The organism is Synechococcus sp. BS55D (assembly GCF_004332415.1).
Lineage (GTDB): Bacteria > Cyanobacteriota > Cyanobacteriia > PCC-6307 > Cyanobiaceae > Synechococcus_C.
On the sequence record NZ_PHQT01000003.1, the window covers coordinates 211,761 to 235,877 of the forward strand.

Genomic DNA, 24,117 nt, shown 5'->3' on the forward strand with positions numbered 1-24,117 from the left:
CGGGATTCCGCCTGTGACCAATGCTGCGGTTTACAGCCCTGCTGCGATTGACAGCCCTACTGCGGTGTTCAGCCGAAGCCCTGACCGGCATCCTTGGCCACGCAGGCCTGCAGCTGTTTGCGCAGCAGGGCGTGATCGAGATCGCGACCGATCAGGACCAGCTGGTTCTTGCGCTCGCCGGGCCAGTCGCTGTCATCGATGGAGAAGCGTTTGCCAGCCAGGTGGAAGACGTGGCGGCGATCACTTTCGTTGAACCAGAGAATCCCCTTGGCGCGGAACACCGACGCCGGCAGTTGATTGTCGAGGAAGTTCTGGAACTTGCGCAGGGCGAAGGGGCCATCGCTGCTGAAGGAGAGGGAGGTGTAACCCTCGATCGCTAGATGATCGGCGTTGCCCTGACCGTGGTGATCATGACCGTGGTGATCATGACCGTGGTGATCATGATCATGGTGATCGTGATGCCCGTGGTCATGCTCATGGTCATGACTGCAATGGCCATGGTCGTGATCGCAGTCGCTGTGATCGAGGCTCGGGTTGCTGGAGGCGCTGACCACGCGGTCCGATTCGAACAGCCCCACGCTCAGCAGCAGCGGCAGTGGAACCTCACCTTTGACCGAGCGCAGGATCCGGGCGTCTTTCTTCACCTCCTTGAGGCTTTTCTCGAGCGCCTGCAGACGCTCCTCCTCCACGAGATCGGTCTTGTTCAGCAGAAGGATGTCGCCGTAGATCACCTGGGAGCGCCCCACCTCGGTGTCGAGAACCTCGGGGCCGAAGTTCTCAGCATCAATCAAGGTGATGATCGAATCCAGTCGGGTTTGGTCGCGCAGCTCGCTACCCAGGAAGGTCATGGCCACGGGCAGAGGGTCGGCCAGGCCAGTGGTTTCGACGACCAGATAGTCCACCGGGTCAGGTCGTTCCAGGATCCGATCCACCGCCTCCAGCAGTTCGCCATTGATCGAGCAGCAGATGCAGCCGTTGCTGAGCTCCACCATGTCTTCGCCGGTGCTCACCACCAGATCGTTATCAATGCCGATCTCGCCGAATTCGTTCACGAGGACGGCGGTCTTGACGCCGTCTTGATTGCTGAGGATGTGGTTGAGCAGGGAGGTTTTTCCAGCCCCCAGAAAGCCGGTGAGGATCGTCACCGGCACGCCACCGGCCTGAATCGCTGTGCTGGTTGGGGTGGCTGTCATGGTCGCTGCGGGGGAAGCCGACGGAGTCCAGCCCACCATGCTGGCAGGCCTCAGGCAGGAGTGATGCGATCGATCGCTTCGGCCAGGGCTCGGTCGAGGCTGGAGAGTCCCCCGAGGTCGTGGGTGTGCAGCTGAATGGTCACCGTTGCGTAGACGTTGCTCCAGTTGGGGTGATGGTTCATGGCCTCCGCTAGGAGGGCGACCCGGCTCATGAAGCCCCAGGCCTCACTGAAATTGGCGAAGGTCCATTGGCGGGTCAGCTTGCCATCGACGATCGCCCAAAGAGGCAGCTGATGGCTGAGTGCTGCGCATGCATCTGGGCTGAGCAGGGTGGCGGCCATCGCGGTGACGCACGGAGGATCAGACCTAGTCTTGCGCTCACAACCCGCCGTCAGCTCTGATGCGCCGGACTGTCCTCACGCTTGCCTTGTTCGGTGCGGCCATTGCCGGGCTTCCCTTCCGGGCGCATGCCCAGCGTGTGGTGCCCAAAATCGCCGATCTGTGCCCCATGGGCTACGTCGATACGTTCAACGGCAAGTGCAGCACCTTGGGTCTGGTGACCTACACGGTGAAGCCAACCAATGGCAAGCCTTGCCCCTCCGGCTGGATGAATGTGGGCGGCGGCTACTGCCGTCGGAAGTGAAGCGTTCGGCTCAGATGGCATAGAGCCTCGCTTGCTCCAGGGCGGCTCGCACGATCAGCGCATGCCGCTCCACGAGCGGTTCAAGGGAGTCATAGCCGCCGCCAATCACTGTGGCGACGGGAATCGAGCGTCGCAGGCAGGCATCCAGAACCAGCCTGTCTCGTTGCAGGAGGCCCTGATCCGTCAGAGCCAGCCTGCCCAGGCGGTCGTCCCGGTGGGGGTCGATGCCGGCGTTGTAGAGCACAAGGTCGGGTCGGATGGCATCAAGCTGTTCAGGCAGGCGGTCTCCAATGGCCTGTTGATAGAGCTCGTCATCGGTGCCATCCGGCAGGGGAATGTCGAGATCGCTTTCACCCTTCCGCAGGGGGAAGTTGCTTTGGGCGTGTGCTGAAAGGGTGAACACGCGTGGATCAGCGGCAAAGCAGGCGGCGGTGCCATCCCCCTGGTGCACATCAAGATCGATCACCATCAGCTGCCGCACCACGCCATCCGCCAGAAGAGCAGCAGCGGCGACGGCGCAGTCATTGAAGATGCAGAAGCCGCTTCCATAGCCGGGGTGGGCGTGATGGGTGCCACCCGCCAGATGGCAGGCGATGCCGTGGCGCAGGGCCAGCCTTGCCGTGAGCAAGGTGCCCCCGACGGCCAGCCAGGTGCGTTGCACCAGCTCCCGGCTTGCGGGCAGACCGATTCGCCGCAGGGCGCTGCGGTCGAGCTGATTGCGACTGAAGGCCTGGTGGTATTGGCGCCCGTGGACGCGCTCGATGTCCTTCCGGCAGATGCTCAGCGGCGTGTGCACTTGTTCCGGTCGGATCCAGCGTCGCTGCAGCAGCAGGGCATGGAGCAGACGGAATTTGGCCATCGGGAAGCGATGGCTGCTGGGCAGAGGGGCCGAGTACCGGGGGTGGTAGACGATCGGCAGGGGCACTTCGAGAGCTGCAGGGGTGCTGCGAGGGGAATGGGCCAAACTGCCCGGATTCTCTTCTAATCGCGATGGCGGAGACGCCTGATTTCAACAGTTCCGCCGAGCGGCGGGCCCGGTTCGGCAAGGTGTTTGCGCCGCGGGTGGAGAAGCTGATCGAAGATTTGCAGGCCGTGGCCAAGACCGCCAACCTCGAGATCTATGACTTCGATGAGGCGCTTGTGAAGAGGCTCTTTATCGAGTTGGCTCGGCGCTTTCGGGCGACGGCCCATCGATTCGGCATCGATTTCGAGATTTCCGTGGAAGGCGAAACCGTGGAGTAGGGCTTGCAGGTCGGTCTCACCGTGGGCCAGTCTTAAGACAATCTGTAGGCGTTGCTGTGAAGGCTGGACCCTCCTGTCCGATCCATCTGGGAACCCTGGACTCCCCCGACTATTGGACCGATAACGCCCTGGTGGCAGCGGTTCAGCCCGCCAGTGAGGTGGAGTGGCGTCGCTGGGCCACGTGGACAAGCGAGCAGCAGGCTCGGCGTCGCACCCGTGACCTGCGGCGCTAAGTCGCGGCCTGTTTGAGAGGGTGGTGAGACCTTGGTGTTGATCGGAGTGAGCGGTCGTAGCAGCGCTTGGCAGCGCCTGGGCTCCCATCTGAGGGAGACCAACCTGCTTGGTTCGATCCAGAGCACGCTCTACTGGGATCAGAACACGCGCATGCCCAGCGGAGGGGCTGCCTGGCGTGGCGAGCAGCTGGCCTTGCTGGCGCGGCAGCTCCATGCCCGTCAGAGCGCTGCGTCCTATGCGGATCTGATCGCCGAAGCCCGGCAGGACTGGCACGTTGCCGTTGCAGCAGCAGGAGCTGCAGGTAACAACGAACTGCAGGCCCGCGGGCGCAATCTGGATCTGCTGGAGCAGGACTTACGTCGTCAGCAAGCCCTGGATCCAGATCTGGTCAGCGCCCTGGCCACCGCCAAGGCGGAGGGCTACGACCGATGGCAACAGGCAAAGGTCAGGTCTGATTTCAGCCTGTTTGCGCCGGCTTTGACCCGCATGGTGTCCCTGCGTCAGGAGCAGGCCCGTCAGCTGGCGGAACCACGCAGCTGCTGGGAGACCCTTGCCCAGCCCTTTGAGCCCGATCTCAGCCTGGAGCGACTTCAGCAGTTGTTTGCGCCCTTGCGCCAGCGGTTGCCGGAACTGCTGGATCAGCTGCGCAGCGGCCCGAGGCCCACATCCCTCAGCTGGGATCTGCCTGCCGCGACTCAGCAGCAGCTCTGTGATCAGCTCCTGGAGGACTGGGGTCGGGATCCGGCGATCACCTGCGTGGCCGCATCCCCGCATCCGTTCTCGATCACCCTTGGCCCCCGCGACTTCCGAATCACCACCCGGGTGGTGGCTGGTCAGCCGCTCTCCTGTTTCCTGGCGACGGCGCATGAATGGGGGCATTCGCTCTATGAACAGGGGTTGCCCACCGCGAGTCATCAGTGGTTCGCCTGGCCCCTAGGGCAGGCCACGTCGATGGCCGTGCATGAAAGCCAGTCGCTGTTCTGGGAAAACCGGGTGGCCCGCAGCCTCCCCTTCGCTGAGCGCTGGTGGGAACGGTTCGCCGCGGCGGGTGCCCCGCTTGGGTCGGCCAGGGAGTTCTGGGGGGCAATGAATCCGATGGCGCCAGGCTGCAATCGCGTGGAAGCCGATGAACTCAGCTACGGGCTACACATCCTGATCCGCACGGATCTGGAGCTGGCGCTGCTGGAGCAGGGGCTGGCAGTGGACGATCTGCCGCAGGAATGGAACCGTCGCTACGGGGAGCTGCTTGGGGTCAAGCCTGCCGATGATGCTGAGGGGTGTTTGCAGGATGTGCACTGGAGCGAGGGATTGTTCGGTTACTTCCCCTCCTATCTGCTGGGGCATCTCATCAGTGCCCAGCTCAGCGGGGCGATGACCGCGGCGATCGGTGCCCCTGAAGACCACCTCGCCCGTGGCGATCTCGGCGGCATGCTCGCCTGGCTGCGCGAGCATGTGCACCCGATCGGCCGTGCCCTCAATGCGGAGCAGCTGGTGGAGCAGGTGAGTGGAAGCCCCCTGTCGGCCGAGCCGTTTCTCGCCTATCTCGAGGCGAAGCTCAGCCGGTTGTCACCGGCGCTGTCAGGGAGCTGAGAGGTCGATCGAGGTGATGGCGAGGATGCCGTCGTTCCGGTCATGTTCATTGCCGCCATTGAGCAGATCTTCAAAGGCAAAGCTGCTACCGCTGAGCAGATCGAAATGGCGATAGTCGCTGGCATTGGCACTGTCGAAAGCGGTGAACATCTGGCCTTTGCCGTTGTTGACGATCGGAGCGAACAGTTGGCCGGCTGTGAGTTGGATTGATCCTGTACTGGTGGAATCAAAATCGGCAACAATCGGCGCGCCTGGCTGCAGCCTGCGTGACCAGGCCTCGTTGAGGTAGTTGCTGTCTGAGGGTGAGAGGCCATTGATACTGCCAGTCACGTCATCAATGGCGTAAAAGAAGAGTTGATTGTTGTAGTCAGCGTTGCGGGAATAGCCGTAGTTCACCGTGGCCAACTGGCCATCAAGAGCATCAGGCAGAAAGCGGAGGTCGAGCAAGGCTCCAACCACATCGCTGCTGAAGGGTGAGGGGGAGTCGAGTGGACTGGTGGATCCGAAGGTTGGATCGATGGTCTTCACCAGGGCTTCGGCCTGATTCGTGAGTAGATCCCAGGCTTGGATGCGGTTCAGCCCCAAACGTTCGACTGCTGGCGGCGCGTAAACATCGGAGGATGTTGGGTCGGCAAGAACCGATTTGGCTCCATTGGCGGTGTCGCTCGAGGGCCAGTAGTAGCGGGCCATCAACAGGAACTCACTGGCCGCCTGGGGATTGGAGGATCCGGCACCGGTGACAAGAGGGGTGGGGAGCCAGTTCTCCAGGTTGGCCGGCGGCGTCAGGTTCGACAGGGTGAGGTTGATGGAGCCATCGCTCTCCGTAACCAGAGTCGTGGAGGCATTGGTTTCCCCTGACAGCTGATTAGAACCGAGCTGGGCCACGGGATTGATCCAGCCGAACGACAGACTGCTGCCAGTGGTGCCACTCAGGGAAAGCGCAGGGCCTGCTAAGCCTTCACCACCCACAGGGATGCCGTTGGAGCTGTAGCTGGGTTGATAGTCGGATGCGAGTTGGAGCAGCAAATCATCCCCGTCCTCTTCTGCCCCGTACACGTAATAAATCGAGTTGGGCTGCAGACCGGTCACTGCACTTGAGGACCCTGTCAACAGGGCGACTCCATTGCCTTCTTGACCAGCAGTTCTGTTGCCGATGCCTTGATTCCAGTTATCGGGCTTCGTTGTTCTCAGCCTGCCGTCGGCTGTGAGTGTTGCCGTGGAGTTGAGGGGGGTATATGTCGTATTGCTGATTGCGTTTTCAATCAGGAAGGGTTGGTAGGCATTGCCTGGATTCGGTTGATAAACCGTGAAGGACCAGAAGCCCTGAGCGGGCGCGTAGGTTTCGGTTTTCAGCGGCGGTTCGCCTGCCGTGGGTGGCAGTGCGATTCGATAGTTGTAAGTGCTCGTGAGCTGATGACCGTCTTCGTCGATCTGCGTTGTCGGATAGACGGCATCATTAGGGATATTGGCCGCACCACCATCAATGGCGGTGCCTGCACGCACCAGCCACGACCTCCAGGTGTTGGGGTAGACCCCGATATTGTCATTGGTGATGTTCCAACCGTTGTTCACTCCTTGCGTGCCTGTGACCTGGGCATTGGTGGCTTTGTCGAGCAGCTCAAGGGCGAAGGTGTAGGACTTCTGGAAGACAACCTTCTCTTCGGCTGTCCAGCTGGATGGTTGGGAGAAGCCGGTGCTCAGGTTCAGGCCGATCGTCGCGAAGCGTCTGTCGAGCAGAGCAACTTCATCAGGCCCAAGCGCTGAGGGCGGCTGGTAGGGCGTTGCGGAGTTCTGCAGAACGTTCTGGTTGCCGGTCCAGATTTGGTAAGGCTGGGGAGTGAAGCTGGGATCCAGTTTGGAAGGGACAGGGTTGAGAGCCAGCGCCTCGCCCACTTGAGTGAAGAAGTCGCTGGCCTTTGTTGGGACCGACAGCCAGGCGGAGCGAGCCTGATCTGCTGCATCTCCAGTGGCTGTTGGCGGCTTCGGCGGGGAGTATTGAACTGATCCAGTTCCATGGGAGATGAACTGGGAGAGGGTTGAGAGTTGAAAGCCACTTCCGGACACCCCCTCTGTGCCATTGATGAAGTCCCGGGTGGCATTCATCGAATCGAGGTCCAGGCTATTGGTGTCGATTCGAGCGGTGATCCAGGCTTTCGGGGTGTCGACCTGCAGCACATGCATCGTGGTCTGGTTGCCAGCCTGGTCGGTGATGACAGTGGTTTGTGTGCTGTTGCTTCCCGATGCAATGTTGCGGTAGTAATCGCTGTCTGGTCCTGCCAGTAGCACGTACTGGGGATCAGGATTGTTTCCTTGGAGCCTTGGCCCAAACGAACCGTTGGTGTTGATATAGCTGTCGAGAATGGCGACAACGTAGTAATTGCCATTAGGATTCGCCGGTAGTTGCAACACCTGCTCCCCTTGGCTGAGGTCGAGCCACGCAGTCATGTACAGAAGCGAGGCATTCGGTGCTGGTGCTGAGTTTTCGTTCAACCAGCTGGCAATAAAATCGGGCTTGAAGAGTTCATTTGCTGGCGCCTGAACAACGGTGTCAAGGTTGTAGTAGCGATAGGTTTCATTCAGGGGGTAGGACCAGACCGTGGCTTCCAGGGTGGCGTCAAAAATCTCCAATTCCGCCGGGCTGAGATCACTGAGACCGCTGCTTGCTTCGAAATCACTCAGCAAGGCCGCTGTATTGAGGCCGCTTCCATCGGCAGAGACGTAGTCATCAGGCCAAGTGAGGGTGCTCAAAAGGGTGATTCTCGTTAGAGAATGTCTAGTAACGGAGATTGATGTTGTCTACAACTGCGTTGTTAATTGCTGGCCTTCTGTCGCTCGAACCATGTCCGCCTCTCTTCGCGCTGTTGCAGAAGGCCACTGCCCTCACCCCATCCAGGAACGGCCGCTACCGGATGGATCGCACTGGAGAAGACATCGACATCTGGCAGGTGGCGGACATCATCGATCCGGGAGACCCCCCGCTGGTTTTGGGCGCCTTCTTACACAGACTTCTGGGAGCAGCTCCCAGCACCCCCTGATCAGAAGAAAAAGCGATGTGTCGTCGCTTACACGCGCCCGGTGTCTAGCGGTAGGGAGTCCCATCGCTGGCATGACCATGTCGATGAAACAACTGGAGACGTTCCTCTCCAAGGCTCAGAGCAACGACACGATTCGTCGTGAGGTGGAGAGCTGCGGCAGCGACAACACCTGCGTCGCCAAGGTGGCGCTCCGTCACGGTCACAAATTCTCCCCGGCCAACCTCAGCCGTTGGCAGCGGGAGCATCAGTGATCCGGCTGGCTTTGGACCGTTTTGTGTCTGAGCCGCAACGGCAGCCACGGCAGTGGCTGCCTGCCCTCTACAACGGATGAGTCCCGCCTGAGACCTGGCATGTCGCAATCCTTCAGCTGCGAGCTGGCCCAGGCCTTGGCCGTGATGCTGCTTGAGCTCGATGCGGAGCTCAGGGAATTTGCTCATCAACTGGATCGCTTGGACGAGTCGCCTTGCTCTGCGGTTGTGACAGGCGAGCGAGAGTTGTTGCCCCCCCGCTGATGCAGGCTCCGGAGTCCTTGCTGATTCGCCTGCGGCAGACGGCTGATTGCCAGACGGGCCGCCGTTTGGTGTTGTTGCTCAGCCAGCTCGGTGACTTTGATTCGATGGAGTACGCCCAGGCCCTGGTGCCCGTCTTACCCAGGCTCAGGCGTGCCGGCATCAGCCTCCTGGCGATCGCCATCGGAGATGAGGCAGGCGCCGAGAGGTTCTGTGCGTTCACTGGCTTCCCGCCCACGGCGCTGGAGGTGGTGCCTGATGCGCAGCTGCATCGTTCCTTGGGGCTTTATGCAGGTCTCAGGACGCCGGGCGGACCCTGGCCAGGGCTTTTGCTGATGTGTGCCGGCTTCGGGTCACCAGGCACTCTGGCTGAGGTGCTGCGGGGCTATGTCGGTGATCGTCGTGCGGCCCAGCGTTTCACCGACGACGCCGTGATCGATACAGGGGTGCTGCCTGCTTTCCCGGCGTCTTTGTTTCAGCGCGCTGGAGGCAGCGGCTTTCAGCGGCCCTTTGAATTGGCGACCCTGCGGTTGCGCAACATGAATGAGGTGCTGCGCCACTGGCGCACCTATGTGCCGGATGACGCCTTCATCACCCAGCGGGGCGGCACCTTCCTGATTGATTCCGACGACAGCCTGCTCTACTGCCATCGCGATCGCGGCATCCTCGGCTTCTCGGAGACCATGCATGACCCGTTGGCGTTTCTCGAGCCCTGGCTCTCGCAGGCGTGAGCGTCATCTCGCAACGCAGTGATGGGGCAGTGAGTGGTGGGCTGCCTCCCTGGAGACCGTTGTTGCGCGCTGCCCGTGAGCGGGAGGGGCGTGCCCCCGGGGGCGGATGGCTGCAGCTGGCCACATTGGCCAGTGATGGCACCCCCCGGGTGCGCACCCTGGTGTTCCGGGGGTGGTCGGCGCCTGCCCAGCTCGATCTGCTCACGGATGCCCGCAGCGAGAAGCCGCAGGATCTGATTCAGCAGCCACGGGTGGAGCTCTGTTGGCTCTTTCGCAAGGCTCGGGAGCAGTTCCGGCTGCGGGGGACAGCCAGGGTGATCGGGGCCGCAGAAGCGATCGAAGCCCTCGAGCAGCACTGGCAGGGGATGTCGCCCCAGGGGAGGGCGGTGTGGGGCTGGCCCGCTCCCGGGGCCTCGTTCGTGCCGGAGGGACCCTGGCCCGAGCAACTGCCTGATGGCAGCCCACTGCCGGAGGCGTTTCGATTGCTGCAGGTGGTGATCGATCGCGTCGAGCAGCTGGATCTCAAGCCACACCCTCACCTGCGCCGCTGCTGGGAGCAGGGGCAGGGTTGGCGGGAGCAGCGGCTCAATCCCTGAGCGTCCAAAGGGCCAGTCCGCCGCCGCGTCCCCTTGCCGTCAGTGAACCGTTGCGGTCGCGATGAATCAGGGCGAAGAAAGGCTCCTTCTGGGCTGTCGGGGCGGGCAGGTCCCGCTCGATCAGGACCTGCTTTCCCAGGGAGAGGCAGAGGGTCGTGAAGTGGAAGCGCAGCAAAGGACGAGCCCCGATCAGTTGCCCGGGGCCTCGAAAGCGCAGTTCCAGGGCGCCCAGATTCACCGCATTGCTGAGGCTTAATTGGCCATCGGTATCGATAACGATCTCCAGGCGAGCCTGGAGCTGCCTGAGCAGCCAACCGCTCATGCCGTTGGCCTCACCGGTTGTGCGGGGCCAGACGGTTTGAAGCCGCCAGCAGCCCACGAGTTCCGTGGCCGTGATGCCGCTTCCATGGCGGCGTGCGCCCTGCTCGAGTTCCAGGAGTTCCTTTCGATCCGGGGCGTGCATGGGTCAGCCGAGATTCAGATACCAGCGCAGGGCTGCCAGCACCTGACCGGCGGGGCCAACGCCGCTGAGTCGCTCGCCAATCAAAGCTGCAACGAAGCCCAGCATCGCCACGCGCCCGTTGAGGCGTTCAACGCCCACGAGGGCCTGAGTGTTCCAGGGGCGCCGCGTCGTGAGGCTCTCCCCAAAGGCCTCCAGGGGTTCGTAGCGGTAGTCGGAATCGTTCGGCATGGGGGTCACAGAGGGTGGCTGAGCTTATTCAGCCTTGCCTGCACTGGCGTCGGCCTTGCTGAACTTCCAGAAACTGATGCTGGCCAGGGCAGCGCCGATGCTTAGGACGATGGCAAGAAAGGATTCCGTACTCATGTCAAGAAAATGTTTCGTTTCTTGATGCATCCTGGCGCGCCGAAGCGTCGGCTGTGGTGCCGCCTGCCGCCTAGGTACTTCTGCTCAATCATTCGCGAGCACCACCCGGCGTCCACGGCTGCCATGGAGGTCTCCTTACGTTTTGTAAACCCGCTTGTTCTCTTGTGTTGCGCACTCTGCTGACGCGCCCGTTTCTTGCCGACCTCGGCTTGTTGGTGCTGAGGGTTTTCACCGGCTCACTGCTGATCCATCACGGCTACGAAAAGCTGGCCAATATCGACAACTTTGCTGACGCCTTTGTGCGGCCGCTTCACCTTCCCTTCCCGATCACCCTCTCCTATCTGGCGGCGTTTTCCGAGATCGCCGGAAGCTGGCTTCTGATCACGGGGTTCCTCACCCGTTTCGGGGCGCTGGCGATTCTGGGCACGATCAGTGTTGCGATCTACCACGCGATCGTGATCAACGGTTTCAACATCTATCTGTTGGAGCTGCTCGGCCTCTATTTCGCCAGTGCCGCTGCTGTGCTGACCGTGGGCCCCGGACGCTTCGCTGCCGATGAACTGATCGTGCGGCGATTGGCTCCTGAACTCAGCCAACAGCAGACCCGCTTGGAGGCCTCCTTTGCTGCCAGTTCTCAAGCCGATGTGGAAACCGTGGGGTCTGCCAGCTGATCTGGGTCTCCTTGAATGAGGAGGCCTTTGGCTGCCGGGAGCTGGCTTGATGTGTGGTCGCTATGCCTTGAGCACAGCCCTCCCCAACTTGCCGGTTCCCTTGCTGGAGCGTCTTGATGGGGACCATCGCCGTCATTACGCCCCAAGGGATCTGATCCGCCCCGGTGAACCGCTGCTGGCCCTGCGCCGCGAGGAAGGCAAGGACCAAGCCGCCCTGATGCTCTGGGGGTTGATCCCCTCCTGGGTCAAGGACCCATCCACCGGACCAAGGCCGTTCAATGCCCGAGCTGAAACCGTTGCCGAAAAGGCCAGCTTCCGTGGGGCCTGGCGGCACCGGCGCTGCCTGCTGCCGGCCAGCTGCTTTTTTGAGAAGGGCCAGCAGATCGCCCGGGACGACGGTCAGCCCTTCTGGATCGCGGGCCTTTGGGAGCGCTGGCTCGGTGCGGATGGCAGTGAGGTGGATACCTGCACCGTGCTGACCACCGAGGCCAACGCCTTGATCCGCCCCCTCCACGACCGGATGCCGGTGCTCATTCCCGCGGGACTGGAGGAGGCCTGGATGGCTCCGAGCGATGGTGCCGAGCTGCGTGCCCTCGAGCCTTTGCTGCTGGGGTGGGATCCAGTCGGCTGGCAGGTCCGACCGCTCACACCGTTGCGCGCTCCCGCTGAGGCGCCGGTCCAGGGCTCATTGTTCTGAGCTGGGGCCGCTTCCGTTGAACAGATCCCGCCAGCGCTGCTCCTGGTCCTGGGCCTCTGGGGTCCCCTCGAGCGGGAACATCGGCAGAAAGTCCTTGTCGGCGGTGGGGAGATAGGGGCCTTGCTTGAGTTCGAACATCACCGTGTCGGGTTCCAGGGCCACCAGGGTGTGGAACTGGTTCTCCGCCAGCTCCACACCCCGTAGGGAGCCCTTGGCGCTCAGCCGTTCCTGCCTCAACAGATGGCCCTGAGCATCCAAGACCAGTAGCCCGAGCGCCCCCTGAAGCACCAGGAAGCATTCGAACCCGGTGCCCACTTCGGCTCGCACGTGGCGGTGGGGGCGCACGTAGGTGCCAGGCTGCAGTGAATTGAGAAACCTCTGAACCAGGTCGCTCTCCCGGTGAAGGTTGTGGTTGCGTCGCAGGCGCTCGCGCTGGCGCGCTTCGGTGGCAACCGCATCGAGCAGGGGCTGGTCGATGCGTTTCAGCTGCACCTGCCAGCACTGCAGCACCTGCTCCACCCGCCCCTGCAGCTGGACGATCGGGTCGGCATCAGCCTCCCCCTCGCCCAGGTCCTTCACGCTCCAGAACGTGATCTGTTCCTCCCAGTCAGGGCACAGGGCCTGCACCATGGGGCGATGGACTTCGGCGTCCACGGCGATGACGCAGCTGGCCTGCTCGAGTTCCTGGCGGCTCACCTGATGGGGCAGGGCCAGATCCGCTGGATCCAGCTCCAATCCGCGCTCCCGCAGGGCCGCCAGAGCCTCCTTGGCCATCGCTCCGACGTTGCCGCTGTCAGGCCTCACCCCCAGGCCGGCTGAGCTGGCCTGCACTTGGTCATCAAGTCCGAGCTGACGTGCCCTGTGGTTGAACCACTGCTCCGCAAAGCGACTGCGGAAGTAGTTGCCCGTGCAGAGAAACAGAACGAGGTCCATCGAGGCGTCAGCGGGGGGCGGGGGCGGGTTGGCTGCTGACCACGCCCTGCTCCAGGGGCAGCAGCTCTTCGTCGTCGCCGGCACGGCTGCGCACCGGAGCACTGAAGCCGCGCGCGCGGGCGTTCTTCACTTCAAAGGGGCCTGGGGTGCCGGTGGGCACGGCCAGACGCAAGGCGAAGGGATGGGAGCCAGGTTCCACATCGCCGATGGACCCCACCCGTGTGCGGTTCTGCAGGACCGGTTCGCCGCTGCTGTCGAGGATGCGCGCGTAGACGTCGGTATCGACCACGGGACGGCGGCCGGGGTTCTCAACGGTGCCCGTGAGCACGTAGCAGCTCGCTCCCTCCGGGCTGCTGATGCTGCCGCGGTTGCCGGCGCTTGTCGCTCCCGGCTGGGCCCCGGGATCGGCAGCGTCGCAGGGGGCCAGCTCCACGGCGCTGAGTTTCAGGTCGGCGGCCCAGGCCGTTGAAGGGCCCAGAAGCAATGCCGTGACCAGCAGAAGGGCGAAAAACAGACGCGAAACCATGGGAGCCAACTCAGGCAGGCGCAAGGCCCTGAAGAAGCACGTATTCATACGCGGCGACCCCGGCCAGTGCCAGCAGGATGGTCACCACCAGCAACTTGCCGTTCATCGTGAAGCGCGCCTGACGAATACCCCACCGATGATGGACGGGATCGTCCTGCCCTGCAGAGTCATGCCATACGGACCACGACCATCACGGGGAGTGACTTGAAGCCAAGGGTGCGCACCGGACTTCTGATTGTTTTGGCGCTGCCACTGCCCTCCCGGGGCAGCCGTCTGATCTGAGCGGATCAGCTGAGCTCAGGCTCGATCCGGATCCAGAGGTAGGCCCTGCAGGCCGAGAGCGAGTTGCCGGGCGGCGAGCAGGCCTGGATAGAGCAGGTTGGCGCGGCGGCTGTCGCGGAAGAGTCCGTGCAGCAACTGAAGCAGTGGGTCAGTCGGCGTCAGCTGGCGGCAGAGCACAGCGATCGCTTCACTGCCATGCCAGACCCGTGCACCATCCATCAGCACGGCGCCTTTGTTGAGGTCGTGGCCCTGCTCGCGGAGCTGCCGTCGCAGCCCGTGATCAGCGCGGCCATCGCGGATCACCAGATCGGGGATGCCACCGAGCAGTTCACTGCGCAGGGCGAAATGACGGCAGAACGGGCAGCCGCCGTCATACACAAGGGTGAGAGGCATCGGATCATTCTCGCTGCTTCCGAGGCTGATTCGCAGCCGGGTAGGTTGATGCGATTGATTGTTGAGAAGGGATGTCTGACAAGGCCCTGCTGAAGGAAGTGGCTCAGGAGCTCTGGGCCAGCGTGAAAAAGCTGCGCCCCGGCTTGCCCCGTGATTCCCGCCTGGAGCTCACCCTCAAGGCGCTGATGACCATCGGTGATCTCGCCGATCAGATTCAGGCTGCGGTGATTGTGGGTCTGGTGGCGGAGATGGAACCTCCCGAAGATGAGCCGAAGGGCGAGGACGTGACCACCACCCCCGCTGGTGACGCGACCGTGGAGCAGACCCCGGATGGGCGCCGGGTGGTGCGTCGCCGCTCCAGTACGGCCGGCTGACGCCCCTCAGCCGGATTGCCCCTCCAGCAGCGCCATGCCGCGTCGGTGAATCTCCTTGGCGTAGTCGGTCCAGGTGCCCTGCCCCCAGTAACGGAAGCAGCTGGTTTCCAGTAGCAGCAGATGCAGGAGGGCCTCCTGGTAGTCGGCGCGTCGGCTGATTGTTGGATCCTGATCGCGCAGATGATCGAAGCGGGCGTGAAAGCGGGCGCTGAGTTCCTGCATCGGCTCCAGAACGTTGTCGTATCCCTGCACCCAGCTGAGATCGTTGGTCCATGAGGATCCCTCCATCGCCAAGGAGGGATCGGCCTGCTGCAGTCGCTCGATCGCAGCCTGCACAGCTGCCGGCGTCGGTGCCGATCCCACCGCCTCCCAGAGCCGGCTCTGACCCACGGCCTGAATGGTTGGGAATGCACTGGTGTCGATTCCGGCGGCATCCAGCTGCGCCAGATACTCCGTGCCGTTGAGGGCGATGCAGCCGTTTCCGTTCTCACGGAGTCGGCGATGGGCCTGCCGGAAGGCTTCGGGAAACTCGTTCATCATCACGCCCCCGTTCTCACCATCGGCAATCTGTGTCACCAGGGCGGGCACCGTTTTGGTGCCGAGGGGGAGGCGATCAAGCCCCAGTGCCTCGTAGCAGGGCTGCATCTGACCCACGAGCTTGGTGTCGGAGCCCTGGGTCTTGATCAGAGCTGTGATCGCAATCTCCTCACCGCAAGCATTGCGGGCCACCAGGCGATTGGGCAGCAGGCACTGCTCCCTGTTCAGGGGGGAACCGCTGAGGGTTTCCACGCTGTGCTCCTGAACCAGCAGCCACTGATAACCGCTCTCCCGCAGGGCGGTGATGAAGCTGAACAGGGTGTCGGGATGGTTGGGCAGATGCATTTCCGGTGGCGAGAAGCCCCGGACCCTCTGCAGCGCCTCATCACCGAACATCGCCGCAAACTGATGCTGCCAGGCGCTGATCTGCAGCTTCAGATCCGGGATCGGCGTGGAGGGGGCCACTGCATGGCTCCAGAAGCTCCCGAGAAACTCCACATGGCGCTGCATCTGCGGGTCGCAGGTCAGGAATCGGAGCGCGCCAGTGATGTCCTCACGCCCCATCTGGGTGGCACCCCAGAGCAGGTTGCCGGAGTAATCGAGCATGATCCGCGGCTCGCAGCCCTCACCGATCAGCTCGGGAATCAGCTCGGCCATTCGCCGGTAGCAATGGGCAAACGGCTCGGCGTTGTGGTTATCCCCCTCGCCGGGGTGGTCGAGCATGTATTGCAGGTGGGAGATCAGTGCTCCATCGGGCCCGGCTGGGATCGTGGGCTGATGCATGTGCAGCGCACAGGCAAAGGCGGAGCGGCTCGACGCCAGCGGTCGCTCTGAGGAGATGAGTGGTGTGAGCGCGGGCTGTTCCATCAGGGCCCGGAGCTCGTCTTCGCGGCCGGCGATCGGCGGTGGAGCACTGGTGGTGATCAAGGTGGCAGCCGCTCCGTTTGTTCAAAGCATGGTCCCGGCTGGCTGCGATGACCATGCTGGCTGGGCTGACTGCTCACGAAGGAGGCCGCCCCTCCCGGATGGAAGAGACGGCCTACGTCGCTCGTTTGTTCATCAGTTTCCTGTCATCGACTGAACTGAACGCGAATCAGAAAGAAACTCCGTTGCGAAGGACAGTGTGTGAAGCGAAAGGAAACAGGAAGCGTCTGGCTGGTGGCGCCTGGGGCCATGGTTCCAGGTGAGGGGCTTTTGACTCTGAAGGGCACCTGTGGCGGTGCGGTGTGGAGGGTCGTTCAGGCGTTGATGACCTGATGAGGTGACGAGCCCTTCTTTGGGTGTGAAAACTGTTTGAGCAGGGGCCAGAAAGTCAGCTTGCTTCTAGGAGTTGCTCAGGTGGAGTGTCTGCCGTCATCCGGTTCCTCCGATCTCGATGCACTCAGTCTTGGTCGCCTGGAACACATCGGCAATCGGTGTAAAGGCGCATTGCCTCACGGCTGGCGCTGACCGAGATTGGATCTGGCGTGCCCGCGGCAGAGTGACGGCAAACGCGCTGCTGCCATGAAGCAACTTCCTGGGCGAAGCCGGCCGCGATGGCTGCGGCGACTGAGTGCCATGCTCGCCGGGATTGTGGCTGCGACCGTGGCTGCGATCTGGCTGGTCACCTTGCTGCCGGTGCTCCTGGTGGTGGGACTCGTTGCAGCGCTTCTTTTGATCCCCGTGTTGCGTGAGCTGCGTGCGGAGTTGGAGCGGATGGAACGGGTCCAGCAAGGGCCGCCGCCTCCCCTGCAGGACGTCACCCCATGGCATCGAAAGGCCTGGAATCGCTGGCGAGAGCGCTGACTCCTCAGGCCACCTCCGGTGCCCAACCCGCCTGTTGCTGCCAGGTGGGGGCCCAGAACGAACAGGTGCGGGTGAGATGGTCTCCCTGGGGCAAGAGGCGCTGGCGAAGTCCGCACGCGAGCAGCGTTCGGCAGTGCTGATCGCAGCTGTAGCGAAAGTGTTGGCAGGTGATGCAGACGCTGGCGCAGCGGCTGCTGCGCAGCTCGCCCTGCTCAATGAAGTCCCAGTCCTCCATGATCCCCGGAATCAGTACGCATGTACTAAGACGGGAGATCGGTGCTGTGCAAGGGAGAAAGGGTTAAGGCTGATCGCTGTCTGTAGGGTCTACCTTGATTGCATGGCAGGCCTCTGAATCCGCTCGAGCAGTTTCTTCAGCGGCTGGCGCGCGATCCGCAGTTGCGGCGGCAGGTGCAGGAGGCGATCACTGCGGATCAGGTGGCCATGCTCGCCCAAGAGTTGGGTTATGCCGTTTCGGGGAGCGACCTTCTGCGCCTCTCAGGGCGATCCGTGGCCGGCGTGCGGGTGACGCGGGTGGACCATCCCGGGGAGTATCCCGGGCGTTACTACTGACCGCAGCGCGGAGACCCTGTGGCCTCCTTGCTTCACAGCAAGGTCAAGAAATCGCACGGTTCTCGTCAGCGGAGGGATAACCGCTCGAAGCTGCATCCATGGGATTGATGCACTGCCCTCTCTGCCTCGGCCTCGCGATCGTTTCGGCGCTTCGCTTCTCGGCTCATGTCGTCCTGCTGCTGCAATTGGAATTGCTGCGCACGGATGGGGTGGATCATCCGGCCAGCCTGTTGGGCACGGTGTTTGAGTTGTAAAGGTGTTTGAGTTGTAAAGGTGTTTGAGTTGTAAAGGTGTTTGAGTTGTAAAGGTGTTTGAGCTCTAGTCCGGTTTGTCGCGCTCCTGAACGCGCTTCTGAAACTGCTGCACGTGGCGACGTTGGCGGGCGATGGGGACGCCGATCACCAGCGCGACGAGGCCGAGTAACAGCAGGGTGAACAGCAGTTGTCCGAGCGATGCCTGGGGAAACACTGCGCTCGCCATCGATGCCGTGCTGCCGAATGTCATTGCCTTGATACCGCAGCCTGAGTTGCAGCTGGTCACAACCCTCCCCCATTTGGGGGAGATCTTTGGGCTCCGTGCCATCGACAGTGAGGGCCCAAGCGAAGACCGATGCCTCGTCTGCCTTTGATGACCGCTGCAGCGGCCCTGCTTCAGGTGCTACCCGGCCTGGAGGGTGCAGCGATGGCGGAGATGGTTGCCGTGCCGCTACCAAGCCCCTACAGCTACGACGATGCCTCCGTGCGACCGATTGTGCTCAGTGGTCGTCGTGATCGATATCTGGAATTCGTCGGCCACACGGTGATCGAGTGGCCATCCATCCCTGCTCGGCTGAATCAAGGCAACCCCGGCACGGTGCGCTGCGAGCGCAACCGGTGTTGGCGTGATGGCTATGTGGCTCCGAGCCTCACGGGCGGGACGCCCGCGGGGTCGACCCGCTCCTTTTTCACGTATCACCTCGACTGTCAGGACCGCACCTTTGACCGACTCGGTGATGTGCGCATCCCCCGGTCAGTCCCGAAGGGTTGGCAGCCCGTGACCAACGACCCCACGGCACTGGCAGTGGCCAACCGCTTTTGTCCGGGGCATGCTGGCTGGCATTGACGCTCAGGGCACGCGTGGACCCACCACCCATTCCGCCCTTACCGCCTGTGGAGATTCGCCGGCAGAGCCCTCAGCAATCCGGGATACCCATCGAGGAGTTTTCGCTGCAGATTGACGGCCGCAGCATGGACTGCGGCGTCGCAGAGCTGGGTTCCGGCAACCGGGCGCCCTATGCCTACAACCCCATGAATGGCAGTTCTTCCGGTGAGCTTCAGATGCATGCCGCCCGCTGTCGCCTGAGTTTCTAGGGCCAGTTCGGCGGGTTCGGCCTCAGGGACACCACTCCTGATGCACCACATCCAGTTGCTGGGGGCTGAGGGTGAGCAGCTGAATGTGGAAGGACTCGATCAGAGGTTGTCGCTCGTCCGCTGCATCGGCCACGTCCGCGGCCACCCGACCGGCATAGGCCTCGAGGATCTCCTGGATGATGTGGTGTTCCGGGAAGGCCATGGTGCCGCCGGACATGGGCGGTTGGGATCGGGCGTCCCATCGTCACCTCAAACGGCCATGGGGTGTGTGTCGGCGTTGAGTTCCTGACGATTCACTTTCCGATGATCTCTCTAGCCTTGCTGGATTGAATCCAGCGAGGGTCATGCGTCGCTCCACTGGTCACGCCCTGCTGAGTGCGGCCCTGATCGCCGGGGTCGGCAGTGCCATCGCCTATCAGGCGAGTGGTTACCTGATCGGGGCGATCTACGGCGGTTCGATGCGCGCCCATCGGCTCAGCGCTGAATCGAACGTTCGGTCTGTCAAGGAGCCGATCAAGCCCGACGAATGGGCTGGCGACAACGTTTATCTGGGCCGTTGGAAGGCCAACAGCACGGCCGGTCGTGCTGTTGTAAACATTCTGACAGTGGAGCCCACTCGCCTCCGCTGGGGCACACCCTTGAACGGAATCTGCGATAGCGACTACAGCGTCGAGATTCTGCCCTGGGGCCGCAACGGCACCTTCCCAGATCAGTTGGTGCCCCCCAGTGAGCCCAGCGATCTGGTGGTTGGTGTTGCGCGCCTCACCCTGTTCCCGAAGCCCTGCCACACCGGAGATGCCGTGGTGCAGTTGGCCATCCCTCTCGACGGCAGCAACCGGATGGCGATGAACACCTACGACCGCAACGGAAAGCTCACGGCTCAGTACCCCGATCTCACTCTGATCCGCTGAATCTTCTTGCGCTGAATCTTCTTGCGCCGGACCCTCAGCTCAGGGGCGGCAGGGTGAGCCAGCACAGCACCACGCTCACGGTTGTGAATCCCACCACGCTGAGCGGCCAGAGTTCATCGAGGGTGTGCAGGCGGTGGGCGAGCGCCTGGCGCTGTGGCCCCTCGGGCATGGCCTCGAGTTCGTTGTAGCGGCGTCCGATCCAGATCACGAGCACGAAGGCCAGCAGGGTGACCACATAGGCCACCACATACACCTGATCCAGGAAGGTGAGAAAGGGCAGCTGGGGTAGTTCATCCCGGTAGGTCTGCTGCAGGAACACCAGGGTGAGCAGCACGGTCACGGGAATACCGGCGCGTGCATCCTGCTCATCAGGACGCACCTTGAACACCAGCAGCACCATCGCCATCACCACGAGCAGCGGCAGGATCAGGCGCCAGAACGCCGACCAGGAGGAGGTGCCAAAGGCGATGTCGTACACCAGGGTGCTGTAGGCCGCTGCTGGACCGCCGAGGCCGAAGTTGGTGGCGTATTGATGGCGATATTCCGCAATGGACCAGCCCCGTTTCAGCCAGCCGATGATTCCTGAGAACAGGCCGACACCGCTGTTCTTCACATCCGGAACAAAGCGCAGATTGGCGTACTCGAACACCCCGTCAACGTCATCGGCCTCCAGCACCAGCGGCAGGCTCACAGTGGTGAAGGGAAAACGTCGGAAACTGGCGCGATCGATGTAGAAGCGTCCGAGGTAGGAGAAGAGCTGGTAATAACTGCCATCGTCGAGACGTTCTGGGTCGCCGATCGGTTGGAGTCCCGGATCGGCATCGGAGAGCAGCTGATTGAGCAGGATCACGCGATCCTCAAGTCCCAGCTGCTGCTCCTCGAGGTAGCGCTGCAGCGGCTCCTTCCAGCGCAGCCAGATGTAGCCGTTTGACGCGAAGCTGGGAACGCTCAGGTCGAGGTCGTAGGTGTTGGTGGCGTAGACCCCGACCGTGACGCGATAGGTCGCGGCAGCGGCGTTCTCCGCATCCTGCTGCAACTCCCGTTCTGACAGTCGATCGCTACGCAGGGAGCTCCAGCCGTCGCGCCGCTGCTGCTCCAGGCGGATGCTGCTGCGGTGGGGCAGGGCGCTGAGCTGCAGGCGATCGGCGTCGGCACCGCGCTGAAGATCAAGCTGGCTGATCCCCGAGACCGCCAGCATCGCCGCCAGCAGCAGGGCCACAGCGGCCATCAGATTCCAGCGCTTGGTTCGGCGCAGCGGCATGGCGTTGATCGAATGTCTCCATGATGGCCACCCCTGCAAAGCCCATAAACTGAGCGCCCAAAAAGGGTTCCGATGGTGGTGTTAGGGCGCCGGGCCATTCTCGAGGCGATGGATCACGGCCAGATCACGATCACCCCGTTCACGGCCGAGCATGTGGGACCGGCCTCTGTGGATCTCACCCTGGCCAGCACCTTCCGGGTGTTCCGCAAGGTGCATGAAGTGATTGAGGTGCGCGAACACACCGATTACCGCAGCTTCACCGACAAGCTGGAGGTCCCTGAGGGGCAGCACTTCCTGATCATGCCGGGCGAGACGGTGCTGGGTATCACGCGCGAGCGTCTCAAGCTCGGCCCGGGGCTATGCGGTTGGCTGGAGGGGCGGAGTCGGTTTGCACGCCTCGGATTGATGGTGCACATCAGTGCACCGTTCATGGGGCCAGGCATCGACAGCCAGCAGGTGCTGGAGATGAGTAATTTCGGGCCGGCGCCCTTGGCGGTCACCCCGGGCACGCCCATCTGTCAGTTCATCTTCCAGCGCATGGAGGGTGATGAACACTATGCGGGGCGTTTCGCTGGCCAGAGCGAGCAGAGCTTCTAGGAGCAGGGCCGCGGCTTCAGTCGGACCGCTGCTCCTGCTGCCGGAGGGTTTCATAGGCCTTCCAGAGCCCATCCACTTCGGCGCAGTGCGACTGGCGATCGCAGACCCGATAGCGGCCGTTGCCGACGGCATCAATGGTGGTCCCGCGGGAGGTGGCACAAATGCGGCTGATGAACGCCATTGGAATCGTGCGGATGGATTCGGTTTAGGCCTGCCTGTGATCCTTCCGTCAGGGGAATTTCATTTCGACATCTCTCCGGCGGGATGAAATTCGCCTGTGCCACAACATCGGATGAGGGTGCGCTCCGGAGGCGTGATGCGTGGGTCCTATGAGGTTTGCCTGTTGTCGGCGGCTGGTGAACAGAGAGTGCGGGTGCGGGCCTCCAGCCGCAGTGATGCCTGCCGGGTCACGGCGGCCGATCATCCCGGCCGCAGCTTCGTGGTGATTGGACTGATCAGAGATGGGGCGATCCCCCAGGATGGGAGCGGCAAGCCAGCGTTTTGAGGTTGGATGGCAGCGTGTCTGGTCACAGGTGCCAACCGGGGCATTGGTCTGGAGTATTGCCGGCAGTTGCAAGCGCGAGGTGAGCAGGTGATTGCGGTCTGCCGCGAGCCCTCGCGGGAGCTGGAGGCCCTGGGGGTGCGAATTGAAGCGGGGCTGGATCTGGCCGAGTCTGGGACCCCCGCTGAACTGGTGGCCCGCCTGCAGGGACAGCGTCTTGATGTGGTGATTCTCAATGCCGGCATCCTGCAGTCGATGGGGCTGGAGGATCTCGATCCGGAGGGGATCCGCCGTCAGTTCGAGCTGAATGCCCTGGCGCCGTTGCTGCTGGCGCGGGCGCTGCTGGATCAGATGCCGCGGGGGGCCAAGCTGGCGTTGATGACCAGTCGTATGGGTTCGATCGCCGATAACAGCTCCGGGGGCTCCTATGGCTACCGGATGTCGAAGGTGGCCTTGACCATGGCCGGCAAATCGCTGGCGATTGACCTCCATCCCCGCGGTATTGCAGTCGCGATCCTGCATCCTGGCCTCGTACGCACCCGCATGATCAACTTCAATCCCAATGGCATAGCCCCGGAGCAGGCGGTCGAGGGGTTGCTGGCGCGCATCGATGCACTCACCCTGGAAACCAGCGGCAGCTTCTGGCACTCCAACGGTGAGCTGCTGCCCTGGTGAGCGCACCCCATGGGATTTGATCCGCGCCAGTGGTCGACCTCTCGATCGCGCGTTCAGGACCCGGGGGCCGATCCCCGTGTCACCGTCAACCTCACGGCACTGCTCGCGGAGAATGAGGCCCTGCGCCGGGAGGTGCGACGGCTGCAGCGGGAGCTTGAGCGGCAGAGGCGTCAGCAGTGGGTGCAGTCCCCGCGATGGCAGGAGCCTTCCGCCAGTCCGCCGCCGCGGGTGAGTGCTGACCAGGTGCGTCGCTGGGGCGAGGCCATGGCCCAGCAAGCGGGCTGGACTGACCTGCGTCAGAGCGGCCTGGAGGCTCTGGTGGATCGACTCAACCGCAGCAGCTTCCACCCGCAGCTCAGTCTCCAGCAGCGCCTTGACCGGCTGGTGAGCGGCCTGGGCACCGATCTGCTGTCGGCGGTGGGGCGCAGGGCCACCAAGAAGGGCATGGCCGTGCTGGCCGCCTTCGCGCTCTATGGCGTGCGGGCCAGTGAGTGGCTTGATGAGGATCCGGCCCGGGTGGTGGCGGAGCTACGCCAGCGGCTGCGTCCGAACAGCAGCCGGCGCACCCGCACGGATCAACGCAGCACGGATCAACGCAGCACGGATCAACGCAGCAGTGATCGCCGGCAGAGCAACGCCCAGGCCTGGACCTCCGGTTCGGATCCTCTGGCAGTGCTGGGCCTTCAGGCCGGGGCGTCTCAGGAGGCGATCAAGCAGGCGTTTCGGCGCCTGGTGAAACAGCACCATCCGGATATGGGTGGCTCGGCAGAGGCCTTCCGGCGCATCAGCGAGGCCTACCAATCACTGATGGCCTAGCGGCCCGGGCCTGGTCAGCAAATCAGCTGAGAATCTGCTGTCTCATCACTGGAATCCTTGGCGGTGCCAGCTTGAAGCCATGAGCATGTCTCTCCAGTTGGTGGTTGCCCGAGGTACGGCCCGGAGTTTCCTTAGTGGGAACGCTGCCGCTGACTACGGCGATGTGATCCTGTTGAGACGCTTGCTGCTCGCTGAGGGGGATCAGCTGCTGGCGGCCGACCTGCTGCTGCTGGCGATCGCGATGAATCCCACACCAGCAGAGATCGCCGCCTTTGGACAGGCCCTCTGAGCAAACCTGCCTTTAGGCGAATCAGAACATCGCCATCGCAATCACCTTGCTCAGCTTGGACTGCTCGAGCCCGTTGAGATCTTCAAGGCTAATCAGATTGTGCTTGAGCATGTCTGCGAGATGGAAAAGGATGGTGCTGAATTCAAAATCTGAACGTCCCTCATATTGATACCTCGCGCTGCTCAGGAAATCATGCAATCTCCAGATTGATTCTGCGGTATTTAGTTGGGATGACTCGCGCTGAAGAGTGTTGATTAGGCTTGTGATCAAGCGTTGTTTGCCAAGCTCAAAGGCTTGACTGGCAATGTATTGGTCAGGGAGAGTCCAGTCTGAAGCCGACATGATTGTGT

General features: G+C 62.7%; 39 protein-coding genes. 23 read left to right on the forward strand and 16 right to left on the reverse strand.

Annotated features, from left to right (window positions below):
- Window positions 1-68: 68 nt before the first annotated feature.
- Both CWE16_RS07965 and CWE16_RS07970 read right to left on the reverse strand, forming a co-directional pair.
- Complete coding sequence (locus CWE16_RS07965) at window positions 69-1,193, reverse strand: CobW family GTP-binding protein (protein WP_131594479.1); 1,125 nt, start codon at window positions 1,191-1,193, stop codon at window positions 69-71.
- A 50-nt stretch (window positions 1,194-1,243) separates the two neighbouring features.
- Window positions 1,244-1,534: a 4a-hydroxytetrahydrobiopterin dehydratase gene (locus tag CWE16_RS07970; protein ID WP_131454562.1), complete on the reverse strand. Its 291-nt coding sequence runs from the start codon at window positions 1,532-1,534 to the stop codon at window positions 1,244-1,246.
- Between the two features lie 59 nt (window positions 1,535-1,593).
- Between CWE16_RS07970 and CWE16_RS07975 the strand changes: the two genes are divergently transcribed.
- Complete coding sequence (locus tag CWE16_RS07975) at window positions 1,594-1,836, forward strand: hypothetical protein (protein ID WP_131594481.1); 243 nt, start codon at window positions 1,594-1,596, stop codon at window positions 1,834-1,836.
- Between the two features lie 10 nt (window positions 1,837-1,846).
- Here CWE16_RS07975 and CWE16_RS07980 read toward each other — a convergent pair whose 3' ends face one another.
- Entirely contained in the window at window positions 1,847-2,761 is a 915-nt protein-coding gene (locus CWE16_RS07980) for a histone deacetylase family protein (RefSeq protein WP_131594881.1), read from the reverse strand.
- Window positions 2,762-2,826: 65 nt separating this feature from the next.
- Here CWE16_RS07980 and CWE16_RS07985 point away from each other — a divergent pair, with 65 nt between their 5' ends.
- Genes CWE16_RS07985 through CWE16_RS07990 form a run of 3 tightly spaced genes read left to right on the forward strand, consistent with a single transcriptional unit; the run spans window position 2,827 to window position 4,902 of the window.
- Window positions 2,827-3,078: a hypothetical protein gene (locus CWE16_RS07985; RefSeq protein ID WP_131594483.1), complete on the forward strand. Its 252-nt coding sequence runs from the start codon at window positions 2,827-2,829 to the stop codon at window positions 3,076-3,078.
- A 56-nt stretch (window positions 3,079-3,134) separates the two neighbouring features.
- The gene (locus CWE16_RS12010) at window positions 3,135-3,311 is read left to right on the forward strand and encodes a hypothetical protein (protein WP_161567576.1); all 177 of its coding nucleotides are present in this window, start codon (window positions 3,135-3,137) and stop codon (window positions 3,309-3,311) included.
- Between the two features lie 34 nt (window positions 3,312-3,345).
- Window positions 3,346-4,902 (forward strand): carboxypeptidase M32, encoded by a 1,557-nt coding sequence (locus tag CWE16_RS07990; protein WP_443081613.1) that lies wholly within the window; start codon window positions 3,346-3,348, stop codon window positions 4,900-4,902.
- Here CWE16_RS07990 and CWE16_RS07995 read toward each other — a convergent pair.
- Window positions 4,891-7,650 (reverse strand): DUF1254 domain-containing protein, encoded by a 2,760-nt coding sequence (locus CWE16_RS07995; protein WP_131594487.1) that lies wholly within the window; start codon window positions 7,648-7,650, stop codon window positions 4,891-4,893. The genes CWE16_RS07990 and CWE16_RS07995 overlap by 12 nt on opposite strands.
- Before the next feature lie 113 nt (window positions 7,651-7,763).
- Here CWE16_RS07995 and CWE16_RS12015 point away from each other — a divergent pair, with 113 nt between their 5' ends.
- From CWE16_RS12015 to CWE16_RS08010, 5 genes are all read left to right on the forward strand, one after another.
- Window positions 7,764-7,937: a hypothetical protein gene (locus CWE16_RS12015; protein WP_161567577.1), complete on the forward strand. Its 174-nt coding sequence runs from the start codon at window positions 7,764-7,766 to the stop codon at window positions 7,935-7,937.
- 77 nt (window positions 7,938-8,014) lie between these two features.
- The gene (locus CWE16_RS08000; protein ID WP_131454559.1) at window positions 8,015-8,188 is read left to right on the forward strand and encodes a Nif11 family protein; all 174 of its coding nucleotides are present in this window, start codon (window positions 8,015-8,017) and stop codon (window positions 8,186-8,188) included.
- Window positions 8,189-8,287: 99 nt separating this feature from the next.
- Window positions 8,288-8,449: a hypothetical protein gene (locus tag CWE16_RS12135; protein ID WP_201737976.1), complete on the forward strand. Its 162-nt coding sequence runs from the start codon at window positions 8,288-8,290 to the stop codon at window positions 8,447-8,449.
- Window positions 8,449-9,177 (forward strand): peroxiredoxin-like family protein, encoded by a 729-nt coding sequence (locus CWE16_RS08005; protein ID WP_131594489.1) that lies wholly within the window; start codon window positions 8,449-8,451, stop codon window positions 9,175-9,177. Before CWE16_RS12135 ends, CWE16_RS08005 begins: the two co-directional genes overlap by 1 nt.
- Complete coding sequence (locus CWE16_RS08010; protein ID WP_236629646.1) at window positions 9,174-9,773, forward strand: pyridoxamine 5'-phosphate oxidase family protein; 600 nt, start codon at window positions 9,174-9,176, stop codon at window positions 9,771-9,773. The genes CWE16_RS08005 and CWE16_RS08010 overlap by 4 nt, the downstream gene beginning before the upstream one ends.
- Here the strand turns inward: CWE16_RS08010 and CWE16_RS08015 are convergent.
- Complete coding sequence (locus CWE16_RS08015; RefSeq protein ID WP_131594491.1) at window positions 9,763-10,236, reverse strand: hypothetical protein; 474 nt, start codon at window positions 10,234-10,236, stop codon at window positions 9,763-9,765. The genes CWE16_RS08010 and CWE16_RS08015 overlap by 11 nt on opposite strands.
- Window positions 10,237-10,239: 3 nt before the next feature.
- Window positions 10,240-10,464, reverse strand: coding sequence for a chlorophyll a/b-binding protein (locus CWE16_RS08020; RefSeq protein WP_131594493.1), 225 nt, complete (start codon window positions 10,462-10,464; stop codon window positions 10,240-10,242).
- A gap of 299 nt (window positions 10,465-10,763) precedes the next feature.
- Here CWE16_RS08020 and CWE16_RS08025 point away from each other — a divergent pair, with 299 nt between their 5' ends.
- Both CWE16_RS08025 and CWE16_RS08030 read left to right on the forward strand, forming a co-directional pair.
- Window positions 10,764-11,270: a DoxX family protein gene (locus CWE16_RS08025; RefSeq protein ID WP_131594495.1), complete on the forward strand. Its 507-nt coding sequence runs from the start codon at window positions 10,764-10,766 to the stop codon at window positions 11,268-11,270.
- A 49-nt stretch (window positions 11,271-11,319) separates the two neighbouring features.
- On the forward strand, window positions 11,320-11,967 hold the full coding sequence (locus CWE16_RS08030) for an SOS response-associated peptidase (protein ID WP_131454554.1): 648 nt from the start codon (window positions 11,320-11,322) through the stop codon (window positions 11,965-11,967).
- Here the strand turns inward: CWE16_RS08030 and CWE16_RS12410 are convergent.
- The 3 genes from CWE16_RS12410 to CWE16_RS08050 all read right to left on the reverse strand — a co-directional run bounded on the left by CWE16_RS12410 (window position 11,956) and on the right by CWE16_RS08050 (window position 14,101).
- The gene (locus tag CWE16_RS12410; protein WP_330848544.1) at window positions 11,956-12,900 is read right to left on the reverse strand and encodes a WbuC family cupin fold metalloprotein; all 945 of its coding nucleotides are present in this window, start codon (window positions 12,898-12,900) and stop codon (window positions 11,956-11,958) included. The genes CWE16_RS08030 and CWE16_RS12410 overlap by 12 nt on opposite strands.
- Before the next feature lie 7 nt (window positions 12,901-12,907).
- Window positions 12,908-13,426, reverse strand: coding sequence for a hypothetical protein (locus CWE16_RS08045; RefSeq protein ID WP_131594497.1), 519 nt, complete (start codon window positions 13,424-13,426; stop codon window positions 12,908-12,910).
- Between the two features lie 297 nt (window positions 13,427-13,723).
- Complete coding sequence (locus CWE16_RS08050; RefSeq protein WP_131454551.1) at window positions 13,724-14,101, reverse strand: DCC1-like thiol-disulfide oxidoreductase family protein; 378 nt, start codon at window positions 14,099-14,101, stop codon at window positions 13,724-13,726.
- A gap of 71 nt (window positions 14,102-14,172) precedes the next feature.
- On the opposite strand from CWE16_RS08050, the gene CWE16_RS08055 reads away from it, so the two are divergent.
- Window positions 14,173-14,475 (forward strand): TIGR03894 family protein, encoded by a 303-nt coding sequence (locus CWE16_RS08055; protein ID WP_131594499.1) that lies wholly within the window; start codon window positions 14,173-14,175, stop codon window positions 14,473-14,475.
- Between the two features lie 6 nt (window positions 14,476-14,481).
- Here the strand turns inward: CWE16_RS08055 and CWE16_RS08060 are convergent, their stop codons facing one another.
- On the reverse strand, window positions 14,482-15,879 hold the full coding sequence (locus tag CWE16_RS08060) for a glycosyl hydrolase family 57 (protein ID WP_236629666.1): 1,398 nt from the start codon (window positions 15,877-15,879) through the stop codon (window positions 14,482-14,484).
- A 636-nt stretch (window positions 15,880-16,515) separates the two neighbouring features.
- On the opposite strand from CWE16_RS08060, the gene CWE16_RS08065 reads away from it, so the two are divergent.
- The gene (locus tag CWE16_RS08065) at window positions 16,516-16,797 is read left to right on the forward strand and encodes a hypothetical protein (protein ID WP_131594501.1); all 282 of its coding nucleotides are present in this window, start codon (window positions 16,516-16,518) and stop codon (window positions 16,795-16,797) included.
- Between the two features lie 4 nt (window positions 16,798-16,801).
- Here CWE16_RS08065 and CWE16_RS08070 read toward each other — a convergent pair whose 3' ends face one another.
- The gene (locus CWE16_RS08070; RefSeq protein ID WP_131594503.1) at window positions 16,802-17,032 is read right to left on the reverse strand and encodes a hypothetical protein; all 231 of its coding nucleotides are present in this window, start codon (window positions 17,030-17,032) and stop codon (window positions 16,802-16,804) included.
- A gap of 98 nt (window positions 17,033-17,130) precedes the next feature.
- On the opposite strand from CWE16_RS08070, the gene CWE16_RS08075 reads away from it, so the two are divergent.
- Both CWE16_RS08075 and CWE16_RS12020 read left to right on the forward strand, forming a co-directional pair.
- Entirely contained in the window at window positions 17,131-17,367 is a 237-nt protein-coding gene (locus CWE16_RS08075; protein ID WP_236629647.1) for a Nif11-like leader peptide family natural product precursor, read from the forward strand.
- Window positions 17,368-17,465: 98 nt separating this feature from the next.
- Window positions 17,466-17,621 carry a hypothetical protein gene (locus tag CWE16_RS12020; RefSeq protein WP_161567578.1) on the forward strand — a complete coding sequence of 52 codons (156 nt, stop codon included), beginning with the start codon at window positions 17,466-17,468 and terminating at the stop codon, window positions 17,619-17,621.
- A gap of 64 nt (window positions 17,622-17,685) precedes the next feature.
- Here CWE16_RS12020 and CWE16_RS08080 read toward each other — a convergent pair whose 3' ends face one another.
- On the reverse strand, window positions 17,686-17,907 hold the full coding sequence (locus CWE16_RS08080) for a hypothetical protein (protein ID WP_236629648.1): 222 nt from the start codon (window positions 17,905-17,907) through the stop codon (window positions 17,686-17,688).
- Window positions 17,908-17,976: 69 nt separating this feature from the next.
- Here CWE16_RS08080 and CWE16_RS08085 point away from each other — a divergent pair, with 69 nt between their 5' ends.
- Both CWE16_RS08085 and CWE16_RS08090 read left to right on the forward strand, forming a co-directional pair.
- Window positions 17,977-18,468, forward strand: coding sequence for a hypothetical protein (locus tag CWE16_RS08085; RefSeq protein WP_131594507.1), 492 nt, complete (start codon window positions 17,977-17,979; stop codon window positions 18,466-18,468).
- A gap of 14 nt (window positions 18,469-18,482) precedes the next feature.
- Window positions 18,483-18,716: a hypothetical protein gene (locus CWE16_RS08090; protein ID WP_131594509.1), complete on the forward strand. Its 234-nt coding sequence runs from the start codon at window positions 18,483-18,485 to the stop codon at window positions 18,714-18,716.
- A 22-nt stretch (window positions 18,717-18,738) separates the two neighbouring features.
- On the opposite strand, the gene CWE16_RS08095 is transcribed toward CWE16_RS08090, so the two are convergent.
- Window positions 18,739-18,933 carry a hypothetical protein gene (locus CWE16_RS08095; protein WP_131594511.1) on the reverse strand — a complete coding sequence of 65 codons (195 nt, stop codon included), beginning with the start codon at window positions 18,931-18,933 and terminating at the stop codon, window positions 18,739-18,741.
- 127 nt (window positions 18,934-19,060) lie between these two features.
- Between CWE16_RS08095 and CWE16_RS08100 the strand changes: the two genes are divergently transcribed.
- Window positions 19,061-19,627 carry a hypothetical protein gene (locus tag CWE16_RS08100; RefSeq protein ID WP_131594512.1) on the forward strand — a complete coding sequence of 189 codons (567 nt, stop codon included), beginning with the start codon at window positions 19,061-19,063 and terminating at the stop codon, window positions 19,625-19,627.
- Between the two features lie 34 nt (window positions 19,628-19,661).
- Here CWE16_RS08100 and CWE16_RS08105 read toward each other — a convergent pair whose 3' ends face one another.
- Complete coding sequence (locus CWE16_RS08105; protein WP_236629649.1) at window positions 19,662-20,888, reverse strand: hypothetical protein; 1,227 nt, start codon at window positions 20,886-20,888, stop codon at window positions 19,662-19,664.
- A gap of 72 nt (window positions 20,889-20,960) precedes the next feature.
- Between CWE16_RS08105 and dcd the strand changes: the two genes are divergently transcribed.
- Entirely contained in the window at window positions 20,961-21,485 is a 525-nt protein-coding gene (dcd, locus tag CWE16_RS08110) for a dCTP deaminase (RefSeq protein WP_131594514.1), read from the forward strand.
- A gap of 16 nt (window positions 21,486-21,501) precedes the next feature.
- Here dcd and CWE16_RS12140 read toward each other — a convergent pair whose 3' ends face one another.
- Window positions 21,502-21,666, reverse strand: coding sequence for a hypothetical protein (locus CWE16_RS12140; RefSeq protein ID WP_201737977.1), 165 nt, complete (start codon window positions 21,664-21,666; stop codon window positions 21,502-21,504).
- 111 nt (window positions 21,667-21,777) lie between these two features.
- Between CWE16_RS12140 and CWE16_RS08115 the strand changes: the two genes are divergently transcribed.
- The 4 genes from CWE16_RS08115 (at window position 21,778) to CWE16_RS08130 (ending at window position 23,767) form a co-directional block, all read left to right on the forward strand.
- The gene (locus CWE16_RS08115; protein WP_131594516.1) at window positions 21,778-21,990 is read left to right on the forward strand and encodes a hypothetical protein; all 213 of its coding nucleotides are present in this window, start codon (window positions 21,778-21,780) and stop codon (window positions 21,988-21,990) included.
- 6 nt (window positions 21,991-21,996) lie between these two features.
- A complete protein-coding gene (locus CWE16_RS08120) occupies window positions 21,997-22,662 on the forward strand; it encodes an SDR family oxidoreductase (protein WP_131594518.1) in 666 nt (221 codons plus the stop codon).
- 9 nt (window positions 22,663-22,671) lie between these two features.
- Window positions 22,672-23,478, forward strand: a complete 807-nt coding sequence (locus tag CWE16_RS08125; protein WP_131594520.1) for a J domain-containing protein — start codon at window positions 22,672-22,674, stop codon at window positions 23,476-23,478.
- Between the two features lie 79 nt (window positions 23,479-23,557).
- Window positions 23,558-23,767 (forward strand): hypothetical protein, encoded by a 210-nt coding sequence (locus CWE16_RS08130; protein ID WP_201737978.1) that lies wholly within the window; start codon window positions 23,558-23,560, stop codon window positions 23,765-23,767.
- A gap of 21 nt (window positions 23,768-23,788) precedes the next feature.
- Here the strand turns inward: CWE16_RS08130 and CWE16_RS08135 are convergent, their stop codons facing one another.
- The gene (locus tag CWE16_RS08135; RefSeq protein ID WP_131594524.1) at window positions 23,789-24,109 is read right to left on the reverse strand and encodes a hypothetical protein; all 321 of its coding nucleotides are present in this window, start codon (window positions 24,107-24,109) and stop codon (window positions 23,789-23,791) included.
- Window positions 24,110-24,117 lie beyond the last annotated feature (8 nt).

Excerpts from the sequence above, each read along its gene's own strand:
- CWE16_RS07965 (WP_131594479.1), bottom strand. The coding sequence starts at position 1,193 with ATGACAGCCACCCCAACCAGCACAGCGATTCAGGCCGGTGGCGTGCCG.
- CWE16_RS07970 (WP_131454562.1), bottom strand. The coding sequence starts at position 1,534 with ATGGCCGCCACCCTGCTCAGCCCAGATGCATGCGCAGCACTCAGCCAT.
- CWE16_RS07975 (WP_131594481.1), top strand. The coding sequence starts at position 1,594 with ATGCGCCGGACTGTCCTCACGCTTGCCTTGTTCGGTGCGGCCATTGCC.
- CWE16_RS07985 (WP_131594483.1), top strand. The coding sequence starts at position 2,827 with ATGGCGGAGACGCCTGATTTCAACAGTTCCGCCGAGCGGCGGGCCCGG.
- CWE16_RS08000 (WP_131454559.1), top strand. The coding sequence starts at position 8,015 with ATGTCGATGAAACAACTGGAGACGTTCCTCTCCAAGGCTCAGAGCAAC.
- CWE16_RS12135 (WP_201737976.1), top strand. The coding sequence starts at position 8,288 with ATGTCGCAATCCTTCAGCTGCGAGCTGGCCCAGGCCTTGGCCGTGATG.
- CWE16_RS08005 (WP_131594489.1), top strand. The coding sequence starts at position 8,449 with ATGCAGGCTCCGGAGTCCTTGCTGATTCGCCTGCGGCAGACGGCTGAT.
- CWE16_RS08015 (WP_131594491.1), bottom strand. The coding sequence starts at position 10,236 with ATGCACGCCCCGGATCGAAAGGAACTCCTGGAACTCGAGCAGGGCGCA.
- CWE16_RS08020 (WP_131594493.1), bottom strand. The coding sequence starts at position 10,464 with ATGCCGAACGATTCCGACTACCGCTACGAACCCCTGGAGGCCTTTGGG.
- CWE16_RS08030 (WP_131454554.1), top strand. The coding sequence starts at position 11,320 with ATGTGTGGTCGCTATGCCTTGAGCACAGCCCTCCCCAACTTGCCGGTT.
- CWE16_RS12410 (WP_330848544.1), bottom strand. The coding sequence starts at position 12,900 with ATGGACCTCGTTCTGTTTCTCTGCACGGGCAACTACTTCCGCAGTCGC.
- CWE16_RS08045 (WP_131594497.1), bottom strand. The coding sequence starts at position 13,426 with ATGGTTTCGCGTCTGTTTTTCGCCCTTCTGCTGGTCACGGCATTGCTT.
- CWE16_RS08050 (WP_131454551.1), bottom strand. The coding sequence starts at position 14,101 with ATGCCTCTCACCCTTGTGTATGACGGCGGCTGCCCGTTCTGCCGTCAT.
- CWE16_RS08055 (WP_131594499.1), top strand. The coding sequence starts at position 14,173 with ATGTCTGACAAGGCCCTGCTGAAGGAAGTGGCTCAGGAGCTCTGGGCC.
- CWE16_RS08060 (WP_236629666.1), bottom strand. The coding sequence starts at position 15,879 with ATGGAACAGCCCGCGCTCACACCACTCATCTCCTCAGAGCGACCGCTG.
- CWE16_RS08065 (WP_131594501.1), top strand. The coding sequence starts at position 16,516 with ATGAAGCAACTTCCTGGGCGAAGCCGGCCGCGATGGCTGCGGCGACTG.
- CWE16_RS08070 (WP_131594503.1), bottom strand. The coding sequence starts at position 17,032 with ATGGAGGACTGGGACTTCATTGAGCAGGGCGAGCTGCGCAGCAGCCGC.
- CWE16_RS12020 (WP_161567578.1), top strand. The coding sequence starts at position 17,466 with ATGGGATTGATGCACTGCCCTCTCTGCCTCGGCCTCGCGATCGTTTCG.
- CWE16_RS08085 (WP_131594507.1), top strand. The coding sequence starts at position 17,977 with ATGCCTCGTCTGCCTTTGATGACCGCTGCAGCGGCCCTGCTTCAGGTG.
- CWE16_RS08095 (WP_131594511.1), bottom strand. The coding sequence starts at position 18,933 with ATGTCCGGCGGCACCATGGCCTTCCCGGAACACCACATCATCCAGGAG.
- CWE16_RS08100 (WP_131594512.1), top strand. The coding sequence starts at position 19,061 with ATGCGTCGCTCCACTGGTCACGCCCTGCTGAGTGCGGCCCTGATCGCC.
- CWE16_RS08105 (WP_236629649.1), bottom strand. The coding sequence starts at position 20,888 with ATGCCGCTGCGCCGAACCAAGCGCTGGAATCTGATGGCCGCTGTGGCC.
- dcd (WP_131594514.1), top strand. The coding sequence starts at position 20,961 with ATGGTGGTGTTAGGGCGCCGGGCCATTCTCGAGGCGATGGATCACGGC.
- CWE16_RS12140 (WP_201737977.1), bottom strand. The coding sequence starts at position 21,666 with ATGGCGTTCATCAGCCGCATTTGTGCCACCTCCCGCGGGACCACCATT.
- CWE16_RS08115 (WP_131594516.1), top strand. The coding sequence starts at position 21,778 with ATGAGGGTGCGCTCCGGAGGCGTGATGCGTGGGTCCTATGAGGTTTGC.
- CWE16_RS08120 (WP_131594518.1), top strand. The coding sequence starts at position 21,997 with ATGGCAGCGTGTCTGGTCACAGGTGCCAACCGGGGCATTGGTCTGGAG.
- CWE16_RS08125 (WP_131594520.1), top strand. The coding sequence starts at position 22,672 with ATGGGATTTGATCCGCGCCAGTGGTCGACCTCTCGATCGCGCGTTCAG.
- CWE16_RS08130 (WP_201737978.1), top strand. The coding sequence starts at position 23,558 with ATGAGCATGTCTCTCCAGTTGGTGGTTGCCCGAGGTACGGCCCGGAGT.
- CWE16_RS08135 (WP_131594524.1), bottom strand. The coding sequence starts at position 24,109 with ATGTCGGCTTCAGACTGGACTCTCCCTGACCAATACATTGCCAGTCAA.